This is a genomic window from Streptomyces sp. NPDC020422 (genome assembly GCF_044386705.1).
Classification (GTDB): domain Bacteria; phylum Actinomycetota; class Actinomycetes; order Streptomycetales; family Streptomycetaceae; genus Streptomyces.
This window is the reverse complement of sequence record NZ_JBIRVJ010000005.1, coordinates 372,424-386,963: the sequence shown is the minus strand read 5'-3', so window position 1 is coordinate 386,963 and position 14,540 is coordinate 372,424. Positions and strand designations below refer to the sequence as shown.

Genomic DNA, 14,540 nt, shown 5'->3' with positions numbered 1-14,540 from the left:
TTCACGCCTCCACCTCCGTCAGGGTGGCCGGGCCGATGCGGACCAGGTCGCCGGGGCGGGCGCCGGTGTCGGCGAGGACGCCGCGGCCGGCCGAGTTCAGCGGCAGCCAGACCACGCGGTCGGGCATCTCGGTGACCTGGAGGGGGAAGCGGACCGCGCCGACGGGCCCGGTCACTTCGAGCGTGTCGCCGTCCTTGACGCCGGTCGCCGCGGCGGTGCCGGCCGAGAGCCGGGCGACGGCGGCGTGCCGGGTGCCGGCCAGGGCGGTGTCGCCCTCCTGGAGGCGGCCCAGGTCGAGCAGCATCCGGTGCCCGGCGAGGACGGCCTCGCCGTCACCGGGCCGTGCGGCGGCCTGACCGTGCTCGGCCGGCTCGCCGGCCCGCTCGCCGGTCCAGCCGCCGAGCCGGTCCAGCTCGCGCCGTACGGACCGCAGGTCGGGCAGTGCCAGATGCGCGTCCATGGCGTCGGCCAGCATGTGCAGCACACGGGCGTCGGCGGGCGGCAGCGTCCTGGTCATCTGCTCCGGCTTGAGCGCGGCCTCGAACAGCCGGGCGCGGCCCTCCCAGTTGAGGAAGGTGCCGGGCTTCTCGGCGACCGCGGCGACCGGGAGGACCACGTCGGCGCGCTCGGTGACCGCCCCGGGCCGCAGCTCCAGGGAGACCACGAAGGCCGCGTCGAGGGCCTCGCGGGCGCGGGCCGGGTCGGGCAGGTCGTCGACGTCGACGCCGCCGACGAGCAGCGCGCCGAGTTCGCCGGTCGCGGCGGCCTCGACGATCTGGCCGGTGTCGCGGCCGTAGCCGTGCGGCAGTTCGCGCACGCCCCAGACGGCGGCGACCTCCTCCCGGGCGCGCGGGTCGGTCGCGGGCCGGCCGCCGGGCAGCAGCGCCGGGATGGCACCCGCCTCGACGGCGCCGCGCTCTCCGGCGCGGCGCGGGATCCACACCAGCCGCGCGCCGGTGGCGGCGGCGGCCCGCAGGGCGGCGGTGAGCGCACCGGGCACCCCGGCGAGCCGCTCGCCGACGGCGATGACGGCGCCGTCCTGGCGCAGCGCCTCGGCGGCGGCGATCCCCTCGTCGGACAGGCCGACCCGGGAGGTGAGGGCGTCGAGCCACTCGGTCTCGGTGCCGGGGGCGGCGGCGAGCAGGGTGCCGCCGGTCTTCTCCAGGCCGCGGGTGGCGAACGCGGCGACGGCGAAGGTCCGCTGGCCGTGCTTGCGCCAGGCCTTGCGCAGCCGCAGGAAGACGCCGGGCGCCTCCTCCTCGGACTCCAGGCCGACGAGCAGCACGGCCGGCGCGGCCTCCAGCGAGGTGTACGTGACGCCCGAGCCGTCCAGGTCGCGGCCCCGCCCGGCGACGGCGGAGGCCAGGAAGTCGGCCTCCTCGCCGGAGTGGACACGGGCCCGGAAGTCGACGTCGTTGGTGTCGAGGGCGACCCGGGCGAACTTGGCGTACGCGTAGGCGTCCTCGACGGTCAGCCGGCCTCCGGCCAGCACGCCGGTGCGCCCGCGCACCAGACCGCGGGCCGCGGCTTCGAGGGCCTCGGGCCAGGAGGCCTCCTCCAGGACACCGGTCTCGGGGTTGCGGACCAGCGGGGTGGTCAGCCGGTCGCGCTGTTGCGCGTACCGGAAGCCGAACCGCCCCTTGTCGCAGATCCACTCCTCGTTGACCTGGGGGTCCTCGGCGGCGAGCCGCCGCATGACCTTGCCGCGCCGGTGGTCGGTGCGGGTCGCGCAGCCGCCCGCGCAGTGCTCGCAGACGCTCGGCGACGACACCAGGTCGAAGGGGCGTGAGCGGAAGCGGTAGGCGGCCGAGGTCAGCGCGCCGACCGGGCAGATCTGGATGGTGTTGCCGGAGAAGTACGACTCGAAGGGGTCGCCCTCACCGGTGCCGACCTGCTGGAGCGCGCCGCGCTCGATCAGCTCGATCATCGGGTCGCCGGCGACCTGGTTGGAGAAGCGGGTGCAGCGCGCGCACAGCACGCAGCGTTCGCGGTCGAGCAGCACCTGGGTGGAGATGGCGACCGGCTTCTCGTACGTGCGCTTGCTGCCCTCGAAGCGGGACTCGGCCTGTCCGTGGGACATGGCCTGGTTCTGCAGCGGGCACTCGCCGCCCTTGTCGCAGACCGGGCAGTCCAGCGGGTGGTTGATGAGCAGCAGCTCCATCACCCCGTGCTGGGCCTTCTCGGCGACCGGCGAGGTCAGCTGGGAGCGCACCACCATGCCGTCGGTGCAGGTGATGGTGCAGGAGGCCATCGGCTTGCGCTGGCCCTCCACCTCGACGATGCACTGGCGGCAGGCGCCGGCCGGGTCGAGGAGCGGGTGGTCGCAGAAGCGGGGGATCTCGATGCCGAGCTGCTCGGCGGCCCGGATCACCAGGGTCCCCTTGGGGACGGTGATCTCGATGCCGTCGATGGTCAGCGTGACTGCGTCCTGGTCCGTCACGCGTTCACCTCCCGGTGCTTGTCCGCCCAGGCGGTCGACTTGGCGGGGTCGAAGGGGCAGCCCTTGCCCGTGATGTGCTGCTCGTACTCGTCGCGGAAGTACTTCAGCGAGGAGAAGATCGGCGAGGCGGCGCCGTCGCCGAGCGCGCAGAACGACTTGCCGTTGATGTTGTCGGCGATGTCGTTCAGCTTGTCGAGGTCGGACATGACGCCCTTGCCGGCCTCGATGTCGCGGAGCAACTGGACGAGCCAGTAGGTGCCCTCGCGGCAGGGGGTGCACTTACCGCAGGACTCGTGGGCGTAGAACTCGGTCCAGCGGGTGACGGCCCGCACCACGCAGGTCGTCTCGTCGAAGCACTGGAGCGCCTTGGTGCCGAGCATGGACCCGGCGGCGCCGACGCCTTCGTAGTCGAGCGGGACGTCGAGGTGCTCGTCGGTGAACATCGGGGTGGAGGAGCCGCCCGGGGTCCAGAACTTGAGCCGGTGCCCGGGCCGCATCCCGCCGCTCATGTCGAGGAGCTGGCGCAGGGTGATGCCGAGCGGGGCCTCGTACTGGCCGGGCGAGGCGACGTGCCCGCTGAGCGAGTAGAGCGTGAACCCGGGGGACTTCTCGGTCCCCATCGAGGTGAACCAGTCCTTGCCCTTGTTCAGGATCGCGGGAACCGAGGCGATGGACTCGACGTTGTTCACCACGGTGGGGCAGGCGTACAGACCGGCGACCGCGGGGAAGGGGGGACGCAGCCGGGGCTGGCCGCGGCGCCCTTCGAGCGAGTCGAGCAGCGCGGTCTCCTCGCCGCAGATGTACGCGCCGGCGCCGGCGTGCACGGTGATGTCGAGGTTCAGGCCGCTGCCCAGGATGTCCCGCCCGAGGTACCCGGCGTCGTACGCCTCGCGCACCGCCTCGTGCAGGCGCCGCAGCACGGGCACGACCTCGCCGCGCAGATAGATGAACGCGTGCTCGGAGCGGATCGCGTAGCAGGCGATGATCATTCCCTCGATGAGGGAGTGCGGGTTGGCGAAGAGGAGCGGGATGTCCTTGCAGGTGCCCGGCTCGGACTCGTCGGCGTTGACGACGAGGTAGTGCGGCTTGCCGTCGCCCTGCGGGATGAACTGCCACTTCATCCCGGTCGGGAAGCCCGCGCCGCCGCGGCCGCGCAGGCCGGAGTCCTTGACGTACGCGATGAGGTCGTCGGGCGACATGGCGAGCGCCTTGCGCAGGCCCTCGTAGCCCTCGTGCCTCCGGTACGTCTCCAGGGTCCAGGACTCGGGCTCGTCCCAGAACGCCGACAGGACGGGCGCGAGCAGCTTCTCGGGGCTGCTGTTGTTGATCTCGGCCGCCAAGGTCATCACTCTCCCTCCTCACGGGCCGCCTCGCCCCGCGGATGGACGATGCGGTGCTGGGGGGACTCCCCCTTGGCCAGACGCAGGCCGACGAGCGAGGCGGGCCCCGCGCCGCCGGTGGCCTCGACGGCGCCCTCGCGCTCGTCGGGGAAGCCGGCGAGGATGCGCGCGGTCTCCTTGAAGGTGCACAGCGGCGCGCCGCGGGTGGGTGCGACCGGGCGCCCGGCGCGCAGGTCGTCGACGAGCCGCTTGGCGGACTCGGGCGTCTGGTTGTCGAAGAACTCCCAGTTCACCATCACGACGGGTGCGAAGTCGCAGGCCGCGTTGCACTCGATGTGTTCGAGGGTGACCTTGCCGTCGGGGGTGGTCTCGTCGTTGCCGACGGCGAGGTGCTCCTTGAGCTCCTCGAAGATGGCGTCGCCGCCCATGACCGCGCACAGCGTGTTGGTGCAGACGCCGACCTGGTAGTCGCCGGACGGCTTGCGCCGGTACATCGTGTAGAAGGTGGCGACGGCGGTGACCTCGGCGGTGGTCAGGTCGAGCATCTCGGCGCAGAAGCGCATGCCGGTACGGGTGACGTGGCCCTCCTCCGACTGCACGAGGTGCAGCATCGGCAGGAGCGCGGAGCGGGACCCCGGGTAGCGGGCGATGATCGCCCTCGCGTCCTCCTCCAACCGGGCGCGGACCTCGGCGGGGTAGTCGGGCGCGGGCAGTTGGGGCATCCCGAGACTGGTGTGTCCGTCCGTCATCGGTCGACGCCTCCCATCACGGGGTCGATGGACGCGACGGCGACGATGACGTCGGCGACCTGGCCGCCTTCGCACATCGCGGCCATGGCCTGGAGGTTGGTGAAGGACGGGTCGCGGAAGTGGACCCGGTAGGGGCGGGTGCCGCCGTCGGAGACGACATGGACGCCGAGCTCGCCCTTGGGCGACTCGACGGCCGCGTAGGCCTGTCCGGCGGGGACCCGGAAGCCCTCGGTGACCAGCTTGAAGTGGTGGATCAGGGCCTCCATGGAGGTGCCCATGATCTTCTTGATGTGGTCGAGGGAGTTGCCGAGCCCGTCGGGGCCGAGGGCCAGCTGGGCCGGCCAGGCGATCTTCTTGTCGCCGACCATGACCGGTCCCGGCTCCAGGCGGTCGAGGCACTGCTCGATGATCCGCAGGGACTGGCGCATCTCCTCCAGGCGGACGAGGAAGCGCCCGTAGGCGTCGCAGCTGTCGGCGGTGGGGACCTCGAAGTCGTAGTTCTCGTAGCCGCAGTACGGGTCGGTCTTGCGCAGGTCGTGCGGGAGGCCCGCGGAGCGCAGGATCGGTCCGGTGGCGCCGAGGGCCATGCAGCCGGTGAGGTCGAGGTAGCCGACGTCCTGCATGCGGGCCTTGAAGATGGGATTGCCGGTGGCGAGCTTGTCGTACTCCGGCAGGTTCTTCTTCATGGTCTTCACGAACTCGCGCACGGCGTCGACGGCGCCCGGCGGGAGGTCCTGGGCGAGGCCGCCGGGGCGGATGAACGCGTGGTTCATGCGCAGGCCGGTGATCAGCTCGTACAGGTCCAGGATCATCTCGCGGTCCCGGAAGCCGTAGATCATGATCGTGGTGGCGCCGAGCTCCATGCCGCCGGTGGCGATGCAGACCAGGTGCGAGGAGAGCCGGTTGAGCTCCATGAGGAGCACCCGGATGATGCTGGCCCGGTCGGGGATCTGGTCGGTGATGCCGAGCAGCTTCTCCACGCCGAGGCAGTACGCCGTCTCGTTGTAGAACGAGGTGAGGTAGTCCATCCGCGTGACGAAGGTGGTGCCCTGCGTCCAGGTCCGGAACTCGAGGTTCTTCTCGATGCCGGTGTGGAGGTAGCCGATGCCGCAGCGGGCCTCGGTGACGGTCTCGCCGTCGATCTCCAGGATGAGCCGGAGCACGCCGTGGGTGGACGGGTGCTGGGGGCCCATGTTGACGACGATGCGCTCGTCGTCGGCCTTGGCGGCGGACTGGACGACCTCGTCCCAGTCGCCGCCGGTGACCGTGTAGACGGTCCCTTCGGTGGTCTCGCGTGCGGACGACGCGTTGGGGCTGGTCACGAGTACGACCTCCGCTGGTCCGGAGCCGGGATCTGGGCGCCCTTGTACTCGACGGCGATGCCGCCGAGGGGGTAGTCCTTGCGCTGCGGGTGGCCCTGCCAGTCGTCCGGCATCATGATCCGGATCAGGGCGGGGTGGCCGTCGAAGACGATGCCGAAGAAGTCGTACGTCTCGCGCTCGTGCCAGTCGTTGGTCGGGTAGACCGGGACGAGGGACGGGATGTGCGGGTCGGCGTCGGGGGCCGAGACCTCCAGGCGCAGCAGCCGGCCGTGGGTCAGCGAGCGCAGGTGGTAGACGGCGTGCAGCTCGCGGCCCTTGTCGCCCGGGTAATGGACGCCGGAGACGCCCGTACAGAGCTCGAAGCGCAGGGCGGGGTCGTCGCGCAGGGTGCGGGCGACCCGGACGAGGTGTTCGCGCTCGATGTGGAAGGTGAGCTCGCCGCGGTCGACCACCGTCTTCTCGATGGCGTTCTCGGGGACGAGGCCCTGTTCCTCCAGGGCGCCCTCCAGCTCGTCGGCGACCTCGTCGAACCAGCCGCCGTACGGGCGGGTGGCCGGACCGGGGAGCCGGATCGAGCGGACCAGGCCGCCGTAGCCGGAGGTGTCGGCGCCGCTCTGCGCACCGAACATGCCGCGCTGGACGCGGACCTCCTCGCCGTGGTCACCGCGCTGGCCCGGCAGGTTCTGCGCGCTGAGCTCCTTCTCGGGGTTCGGGGTTTCGTCGCTCACCGGAGCAGACCCTTCATCTCGATCGTGGGCAGCGCCTTGAGCGCCGCTTCCTCCGCCTCGCGGGCCGCCTCCCGGGCGTTCACGCCGAGCTTGGAGGTCTGGATCTTCTGGTGGAGCTTGAGGATCGCGTCCATCAGCATCTCCGGGCGCGGCGGGCAACCCGGCAAATAGATGTCAACCGGAACAATGTGGTCGACGCCCTGCACAATCGCGTAATTGTTGAACATTCCGCCCGACGATGCGCAAACCCCCATGGAGATGACCCACTTGGGGTTCGGCATCTGGTCGTAGACCTGCCGCAGGACGGGCGCCATCTTCTGACTGACGCGGCCGGCCACGATCATCAGGTCGGCCTGGCGCGGGGAGCCGCGGAAGACCTCCATGCCGAAGCGGGCGAGGTCGTAGCGTCCGGCGCCGGTCGTCATCATCTCGATGGCGCAGCAGGCCAGGCCGAAGGTCGCGGGGAAGACGGAGGCCTTCCGGACCCAGCCCGCGGCCTGTTCGACGGTGGTCAGCAGAAAACCGCTGGGCAGCTTCTCTTCGAGTCCCATGGGTGCTCCTCAGCCCCTCAGTCCCATTCCAGGCCGCCGCGCCGCCACACGTAGGCGTAGGCGACGAAGACGGTGAGCACGAAGAGCAGCATCTCCACGAGCCCGAAAAGCCCCAGGGCGTCGAAGGTGACGGCCCAGGGGTAGAGGAAGACGATCTCGATGTCGAAGACGATGAAGAGCATCGCCGTCAGGTAGTACTTGATCGGGAAGCGGCCGCCTCCGGCCGGAGTGGGCGTCGGCTCGATGCCGCACTCGTAGGCCTCAAGTTTTGCCCTGTTGTACCGCTTTGGCCCGATTAGCGTGGCCATGACCACGGAGAAGATCGCAAACCCCGCACCCAGGGCACCGAGCACGAGGACGGGCGCGTACGCATTCACGCTCCTCGCTCCTTCCAGTCGTCCTTGACCGTTGGACCGCACTGCCGGCCTGCGACGCCACGCGGAAGATCGCTCCCATGTGAGGCAGTTCACAAGCCCGACTGCCCCGCATCTTAAGCCCGCCCCTCTGTGATCTGCGACACGGGGTACGCCAACGACTTTGTGATCTCCACCACCTGACGAAGGATCATGAAGTCGGATGAGCGGTGATCTTGCCACGCGAAGCGCCCAGGTGATCACCAGATGTGACATCCGGACCGGAAAACGCTGGTCGGAAGGGGTGGCGCACTATCAAGAGTTGGGCGGTACAAGCAAATTGGCTGCGAGACGCGTACGGGTGATAAAGGAAGCGCCCGTCGCCCGGTCGAGGGGTCCGGCGTACGGAGGTGGACGCGTGCACGCGTTCACGAGCGAGGATGTGACCTGCGCCACATCGGGAACCGGTCCGGAAGAACGGGGCTTGGCCATCGAGGTGAAGAGGTGGTAAGCGACGGGCAATTCGGGCGTTTCATTGAAAACCCATGATCAAGCCCGCATTGAGCCCCGCCCGATTTGCCCGTTACGGCGTCAATAAGGGCGCACAAGAAGCGGATTCAGCGGTTCCGAACGTAACTGTGGCGCAACCCACGTTTCTTGAAGGGAACCGTGAAGCCCTGATAGCGGTTGTACCCATGTCCCACACCGCTCACATACCCAGCCACCGGAAGCCCCGCCGCAGCGCTTCCAAGCTCGCGTTCCGAGCCGGAGTTGCCGGTGGCGTCTTCAGCACCCTCGCGGTGGCCGGCGCCGCCGCTCCGGCGAACGCCGAGCCGGTGACCGAGACGACCCTCGAGATGCCCACCCTGGGCTCGCTCGACGCCGACCTCGCGAGCGCCGTCTCCGCCTCCGCCGAGGCCACCCAGCAGGAGGCCCTCGACCAGAGCCTCGCCGCCCAGGAGAACGCCGCCCTCAAGAAGGCCTCCGCCGAGGCCAAGAAGGCGAAGGCCGAGGCCGACCGCAAGGCCGAGGCCGAGAAGGCGGAGAAGGCGGCCGAGCAGGCCCGTGCCGAGGCCCAGGAGCGCGCCTCCCGCACCTCGACGCGCACCACGCTCTCCGCGAAGTCGTCGTCCGGCTCCTCCGACGCCGTCGGCTCGTCCTCCGGCAGCAGCTCGCAGGTCGCCACCGGCTCCGCCGCCGCGATCGTGGCCTTCGCCCAGGCCCAGATCGGCGACGCGTACGTCTCCGGCGGCACCGGCCCCAACTCGTGGGACTGCTCGGGCCTCGTCCAGGCCGCCTACCGCGAGGCCGGCATCGACCTGCCGCGCATCTCGTACGAGCAGTCGAGCATGGGCACCTCCGTCTCGCTGAGCAACCTCCAGCCGGGCGACATCCTCTACTGGGGCAGCCGCAGCGGCTCGTACCACGTGGCCATCTACGTCGGCGGCGGCAAGTACGTCGGCGCGCAGAACCCCTCGACCGGCGTCGTCGAGCGCTCGCTCGACTGGGACACGCCGTCGGGCGCCGTGCGGATCCTCTGATCCCACCACCCGCATGGCCGAAGGGCCGTCACTCCTCGGGGGAGCGACGGCCCTTCGGCATAGCCATGGGGCTCGTCGGGTGCTACTTCCGGAACGCCTCGATGATCCGGGCGTAGCTGTCACCGCCGTGCCCGGCCGCGACCGCCTCCTTCATCATCTCCAGGTGCAGCCGGGGCAGCCGGTCGTCGATCCCGCGCTCCTCCCCCGCGTGCAGCAGGTGCGCGATCGACGCCACGTGCACGTCGAGGGTCGCGTCGTCGCCCGGGTACTCCCCCGCGTCGACCTGCTCGGCGTACGTGGTCATGAACCAGGCCATCGTGCCCAGCGAGCGCACCGCGACCGCCGTGAACTCCTTGGCGGACACCCCGTCGGCGCCGGTGAGCGCGGTGGCGTGCAGCCAGCCGCCGAAGACCGACCACATCAGGCCCAGCAGACCGGCGTCGTACAGCGAGGCCAGCCCCGCGTCCGTGCCCAGGTCGACCGGGTCGCCGAGCACTTCGAGGGCCGGGCGGTGCTCCGCGAGGAGCCCGGCGCCGCCCGCGTAGAGGATCATGCTGGCGCTGTCGCCGATGCCGGGCGGCGTCGTCATGATGCCCCCGTCGAGATAGCCGATGCCGTGCCCGGCCGCCCAGGCGGCCTCCTCGCGGGCCTGCTCGGGCGAGCCGGAGGTGAGGTTGACCAGCACCCGGCCGCGCAGCTCCGCGGCGACGGGGGCGAGGAGCGAGCGGACGGCGGGGTAGTCGAGGACGCAGACGACGACGAGTTCGCCCGCCGCCACCGCCTCGGCGACGGTGCCGGCGAGGACGGCGCCGCGCTCGACGAGCGGGGCCGCCTTCCCGGGGGTGCGGTTGAAGACGGTGGTGGGGTGGCCGGCGTCGAGGAAGGCGCCCGCGAGGGCGGCGCCCATCTGCCCGAGGCCGATGACGGTCACTGGAGTGCGCTTCGTGCTCATGGCTCCACGCTCGCAGCGGCCGGATCCGGCCGACAGGACCGGGACCGCCGCCCTGCGCACGGTTCCTGCCATAGGCTCGCCGGTATGAGCACCGGAGTCGTCGCCGTCGTCCTCGTCCCCGACGAGCAGGGCCGGATCTCGCCGTACGACCTCTACGAACTGTCCACCGCCTCGATGGTGTTCGGCATGCCGCACACCGACCTGGCCGACCCCTGGTACGAGCTGCGGGTGGTCGGCCCGGCGCCGTACGGGACGCACGGCCCCCAGGCCGTGGCCGGCGCGGACACCGTGATCGTGCCGTCGGTGCCGGACGCGGTGGTCGAGGGGCGCCAGGAACTGTCCCCGGAGCTGGTCGAGGTGGTGCGCGCGGCGGCGGACGCCGGGGCGCGGGCGGTGTCGATGTGCAGCGGGGCGTTCGCGCTCGCCGCGGCCGGGCTGCTGGACGGACGCCGGGCCACCCTGCACCGGGCGTACGCGGCCGAGCTGGCCGCCCGTCACCCGCGGGTTCTGGTCGACCCGTCGGTGCTCTACACGGACGAGGGGCGGGTGCTCACCGGCGCGGGTGCCGCGGCCGGCCTCGACCTGTGTCTGCACCTCGTGCGCAAGGACCTCGGCGCGGCCGTCGCGGGCGCCCTCGCCGACCGGCTGGTCGTCGCGCCCCACCGGCCGGGCGACCGGCCCCAGTCCGTGGCGGCGCCGCTGCCGCCGGACGAGCACCAGGACACCCTCGGTCCGGCCCTCCAGTGGGCCCTGGAGCGGCTGGGCGAGCCGCTGACGGTGGACCAGCTGGCGCGGCAGGCCCGGATGAGCGCGCGCACCTTCCACCGCCGGCTGCGCGAGACGCACGGCACCACCCCGCTGCAGTGGCTGCTCGCCCAGCGGGTGGCGCGCGCGCAGACGCTCCTGGAGTCGACGGAACTGCCGGTGGAGCGGATCGGGGAGGAGAGCGGCCTGGGCTCGGCGGCGAACCTGCGCCGCCACTTCACCCGTGCCGTCGGTCTCTCCCCGACCGCCTACCGGCGCTCGTTCACGCCTTCGGGGCCACCTTCGAGAGGCCGTTGATGATGCGGTCCATCGCGTCGCCGCCGGTCGGGTCGGTGAGGTTGGCCAGCATCTTCAGGGTGAACTTCATGAGCACCGGGTGGGTCAGGCCGCGCTGGGTCGCGATCTTCATGACCTTCGGGTTGCCGATGAGCTTCACGAAGGCGCGGCCGAGCGTGTAGTAGCCGCCGTAGGTGTCCTTGAGGATCTTCGGGTAGTTGTGCAGGGCCAGTTCCCGCTGGGCGGGGGTGGCGCGGGCGTGGGCCTGGACGATGACGTCGGCCGCGATCTGGCCGGACTCCATGGCGTACGCGATGCCCTCGCCGTTGAACGGGTTGACCAGGCCGCCGGCGTCGCCGACGAGCAGCAGGCCCTTGGTGTAGTGCGGCTGGCGGTTGAAGGCCATCGGCAGGGCGGCGCCGCGGATCGGGGTGGTCATGTTCTCCGGGGTGAAGCCCCAGTCCTCGGGCATGGAGGCGCACCAGGCCTTGAGTACCTCGCGCCAGTCCAGCTCGCGGAAGGCGGAGGAGGAGTCGAGGATGCCGAGGCCCACGTTGGACGTGCCGTCGCCCATGCCGAAGATCCAGCCGTAGCCGGGGAGCAGCCGGTCCTGCGGGCCGCGCCGGTCCCACAGTTCGAGCCAGGACTCCAGGTAGTCGTCCTCGTGCCGCGGGGTGGTGAAGTACGTGCGCACGGCGACGCCCATCGGGCGGTCCTCGCGCCGGTGCAGGCCCATCGCCAGGGAGAGGCGGGTGGAGTTGCCGTCGGCGGCGACGACCAGCGGGGCGTGGAAGGTGACCTCGCGCTTCTCCTCGCCGAGCTTGGCGTGGACCCCGGTGATCCGGCCGGTGCGGTCGTCGATGATCGGGGCGCCCACGTTGCAGCGCTCGTACAGCCGGGCGCCGGCCTTCTGCGCCTGCCGGGCGAGCTGCTCGTCGAAGTCGTCGCGCTTGCGGACGAGTCCGTAGTCCGGGTAGGAGGCGAGATCCGGCCAGTCGAGCTGGAGCCGGACGCCGCCGCCGATGATCCGCAGGCCCTTGTTGCGCAGCCAGCCGGCCTCTTCGGAGATGTCGATGCCCATCGCGACGAGCTGCTTGGTGGCGCGCGGGGTGAGGCCGTCGCCGCAGACCTTCTCGCGCGGGAACGCGGTCTTCTCCAGGAGCAGGACGTCGAGCCCGGCCTTGGCGAGGTAGTACGCGGTGGTCGAGCCGGCCGGGCCCGCCCCGACGACGATCACGTCTGCGCTGTGCTCGGAGAGGGGCTGCTCGGTCACGGCGGGGTCTCCCGAAGACTCGACGGTAGGACGGGTACGGACGTACCCGGGCAGTCTATGGGGACGCGTATCGGACGGGTGGAAGGGTCACCCCCTGATGCGCGATCACCTTGCGCTGGTGCAAGATCACCTGCCGTGACTCCTACTCGCACACACATACGACGCGGTCCGCTGGTCGCGGCGCTCCTCGCCCTGCTTAGCTCGGCGTTCCTGGTGCTGCCCGCCAGCGCCGACCCGCTGCCCTTCGACGACTGCCCGGCCGCCACCCTCTGCCTCTACAGCGGGAGCAACGGCACCGGCGAGCGACGGGACTTCACCGACCTGCAGAGCGCCGAGAAGTACGACGCGACCTGGGACGACAGGACCCTCTCGGCGAAGAACAACACCAAGGGCTGGGCCTGCCTCTACGTCGACGCCGGCTACGGCGGCCTGATGCAGACCATCAAGCCGGGCAACTCGGACGAGTACCAGACCTCCGACACCCGCTTCGTGAACACCCTCAGCGGACACAAGGTCGTCCCGACCCGCGCCCTGTGCTTCACCGGCTACGAGCGCTGCCCCGACAACCGGGTCTGCACCTTCCCGCAGGAGAACGGCCGCGGCCCGATCACCGTGCACCTGCCCTCGACCGACCCGGTCAGCAGGAACTACGGCAACAGCTACGGCACCGAGGCCGCCCCCAGGTCGGTCTTCAACCGCACCCGGAAGCACGTCTGCTTCTACCCCGAGCCCACCTACACCGGCACCTGGACCGACCCCGCCGACCAGAAGAAGTACGGCGCCTACGTCGTGCTGCGGGGCGACAGCACCACCGTGCCCGCGCCGTTCGCCGGCACCTTCCGCTCGCACGAGCTCGTCAACGGAACCTCGGAGTGCCAGTGACCAGGAACCGCCGGCCGCTGGCCGCCCTCGCCGCCGCCGTCAGCGCCCTCGCCCTGACCACCACGGCCGCCGCCGCCCCCACCGTCGAGGAGCCGCCGAGCAGGCTCGCCCTCGGCTGGACCCAGGGCGCCCCGGTCGCCCTCGGCCCCGGCGTCACCCACACCACCTGGACCGAGACCACGCTCGACAACCGGAGCGCGGCCAGGATCCTCCAGGTCGTCGAGATCGACCCCACGGCCGGCGCGACCACCCTGGAGAGCTTCGTCGGCACCGCCGACTCCGACGCGGAGAAGGTCGTCGACCAGCTCGCCGCGGTCACCACCGTCGCCGCGCGCCACCCCGCCGCGGGCGTCAACGGCGGCCTGTTCCAGCTGGAGCCGTCCGGCCGGGTGGTCCACTCCAGCGCATCCGCCGTCGACGGCGTGCTGCACAGCTCCAGCTGCTGGAGCGGCGGGGCGGGCAGCACCGGCGCGGTGATCCGCTACGGCATCCCGTACATCACCAAGCTCCTCACCGACATCAAGCTCACCGCGCCCACCGGCGAGTCGATCCGCGTCGACGACGTCAACCGGACCCCCGGCCACGTCTCGCACTGCGCGCGCGACCAGTTCGACGTGAAGGTGAGCTCCGCCCCGCTGGTCTACTCCGACCCGAACGAGATCGTCGTCTTCACCGACGACTACGGGGCCGCCGTCCCCGCCCCGGGCACCGACCCGAACGGCGCGGCCACCACCGACAGCGGCTTCGAGGTCGTCCTCGACGCCCACGGCACCGTCACCGACGCCCACGAGGGCCGCGGCGGCATCGCCGTCCCGGCCGGCGGCCGGATCCTCCAGGGCATCGGCACCGGAGCCCAGTGGCTGCGCACCCGCTTCGTCCGCGACGACCGCGCCACCGTCGAGACCAGGCTCCGCGACGTCACGACGGGCCGGGACATCCCGCTGGACGCCTCGGTCGACGTCGTGAGCTCCTTCCACCAGCTGCTGCGCAACGGCGACATCCCCGCCGAGCTGCCCAACTCCTGCAGCGGCACCGCGAAGGGCGCCGACGGCACCCGGCTGATCTGCACCGACTCGCGCACGGCGCTCGCCACCAACGTCAAGGGCCACCCGGTGCTCCTCACCCTCACCGGGCAGGCGAACGAGGACGGCGACTACCTGCGCACCTTCGCCGAGATCCTCGACTCCAAGGAGCTGGCCCTGATCGACGCCCTCAACCTGGACGGTGGCGGCTCGACCACCCTGGTGACCGGAACCACCGTCCGCACGCCGCCGACGGACACCGAGAACGGCGTGAAGGTCCACCGCAAGGTGGCCGACACGGTGTACACGGGCGTCGGCGGCTACGGGATGTACGCCAAGCCGTAGC

The 14,540-nt window shown here is 71.3% G+C and carries 13 protein-coding genes; 4 read left to right on the top strand and 9 right to left on the bottom strand.

The window, feature by feature from the left end:
• Nucleotide 1: 1 nt before the first annotated feature.
• Genes ACH414_RS15795 through ACH414_RS15765 form a run of 7 tightly spaced genes read right to left on the bottom strand, consistent with a single transcriptional unit; the run spans nucleotide 2 to nucleotide 7,507 of the window.
• Nucleotides 2–2,440 (bottom strand): NADH-quinone oxidoreductase subunit G, encoded by a 2,439-nt coding sequence (locus tag ACH414_RS15795; protein WP_386565350.1) that lies wholly within the window; start codon nucleotides 2,438–2,440, stop codon nucleotides 2–4.
• Entirely contained in the window at nucleotides 2,437–3,786 is a 1,350-nt protein-coding gene (gene nuoF / locus ACH414_RS15790) for an NADH-quinone oxidoreductase subunit NuoF (RefSeq protein ID WP_382532711.1), read from the bottom strand. Before nuoF ends, ACH414_RS15795 begins: the two co-directional genes overlap by 4 nt.
• On the bottom strand, nucleotides 3,786–4,529 hold the full coding sequence (nuoE, locus tag ACH414_RS15785; protein WP_382532713.1) for an NADH-quinone oxidoreductase subunit NuoE: 744 nt from the start codon (nucleotides 4,527–4,529) through the stop codon (nucleotides 3,786–3,788). The genes nuoF and nuoE overlap by 1 nt, the downstream gene beginning before the upstream one ends.
• The gene (locus tag ACH414_RS15780) at nucleotides 4,526–5,851 is read right to left on the bottom strand and encodes an NADH-quinone oxidoreductase subunit D (protein ID WP_382532714.1); all 1,326 of its coding nucleotides are present in this window, start codon (nucleotides 5,849–5,851) and stop codon (nucleotides 4,526–4,528) included. Before ACH414_RS15780 ends, nuoE begins: the two co-directional genes overlap by 4 nt.
• Nucleotides 5,848–6,579: an NADH-quinone oxidoreductase subunit C gene (locus ACH414_RS15775; RefSeq protein ID WP_386565353.1), complete on the bottom strand. Its 732-nt coding sequence runs from the start codon at nucleotides 6,577–6,579 to the stop codon at nucleotides 5,848–5,850. Before ACH414_RS15775 ends, ACH414_RS15780 begins: the two co-directional genes overlap by 4 nt.
• Entirely contained in the window at nucleotides 6,576–7,130 is a 555-nt protein-coding gene (locus tag ACH414_RS15770) for an NADH-quinone oxidoreductase subunit B family protein (RefSeq protein WP_152885510.1), read from the bottom strand. The genes ACH414_RS15775 and ACH414_RS15770 overlap by 4 nt, the downstream gene beginning before the upstream one ends.
• A 17-nt stretch (nucleotides 7,131–7,147) precedes the next feature.
• Nucleotides 7,148–7,507, bottom strand: a complete 360-nt coding sequence (locus tag ACH414_RS15765; protein ID WP_019888619.1) for an NADH-quinone oxidoreductase subunit A — start codon at nucleotides 7,505–7,507, stop codon at nucleotides 7,148–7,150.
• A gap of 671 nt (nucleotides 7,508–8,178) precedes the next feature.
• On the opposite strand from ACH414_RS15765, the gene ACH414_RS15760 reads away from it, so the two are divergent.
• Nucleotides 8,179–9,024, top strand: a complete 846-nt coding sequence (locus ACH414_RS15760) for a C40 family peptidase (protein ID WP_382532718.1) — start codon at nucleotides 8,179–8,181, stop codon at nucleotides 9,022–9,024.
• A gap of 82 nt (nucleotides 9,025–9,106) precedes the next feature.
• On the opposite strand, the gene ACH414_RS15755 is transcribed toward ACH414_RS15760, so the two are convergent.
• A complete protein-coding gene (locus ACH414_RS15755) occupies nucleotides 9,107–9,976 on the bottom strand; it encodes an NAD(P)-dependent oxidoreductase (protein WP_382532720.1) in 870 nt (289 codons plus the stop codon).
• Between the two features lie 84 nt (nucleotides 9,977–10,060).
• Here ACH414_RS15755 and ACH414_RS15750 point away from each other — a divergent pair, with 84 nt between their 5' ends.
• Nucleotides 10,061–11,038: a helix-turn-helix domain-containing protein gene (locus tag ACH414_RS15750; RefSeq protein WP_382532722.1), complete on the top strand. Its 978-nt coding sequence runs from the start codon at nucleotides 10,061–10,063 to the stop codon at nucleotides 11,036–11,038.
• Here the strand turns inward: ACH414_RS15750 and ACH414_RS15745 are convergent.
• Nucleotides 11,004–12,344 (bottom strand): geranylgeranyl reductase family protein, encoded by a 1,341-nt coding sequence (locus tag ACH414_RS15745; protein WP_382533330.1) that lies wholly within the window; start codon nucleotides 12,342–12,344, stop codon nucleotides 11,004–11,006. The genes ACH414_RS15750 and ACH414_RS15745 overlap by 35 nt on opposite strands.
• 159 nt (nucleotides 12,345–12,503) lie before the next feature.
• Here ACH414_RS15745 and ACH414_RS15740 point away from each other — a divergent pair, with 159 nt between their 5' ends.
• Together ACH414_RS15740 and ACH414_RS15735 are read left to right on the top strand one after the other, a co-directional pair.
• Entirely contained in the window at nucleotides 12,504–13,172 is a 669-nt protein-coding gene (locus tag ACH414_RS15740; protein ID WP_383161831.1) for a peptidase inhibitor family I36 protein, read from the top strand.
• Nucleotides 13,169–14,539: a phosphodiester glycosidase family protein gene (locus ACH414_RS15735; protein ID WP_382532726.1), complete on the top strand. Its 1,371-nt coding sequence runs from the start codon at nucleotides 13,169–13,171 to the stop codon at nucleotides 14,537–14,539. The genes ACH414_RS15740 and ACH414_RS15735 overlap by 4 nt, the downstream gene beginning before the upstream one ends.
• The last annotated feature ends 1 nt before the right edge of the window (nucleotide 14,540 follow it).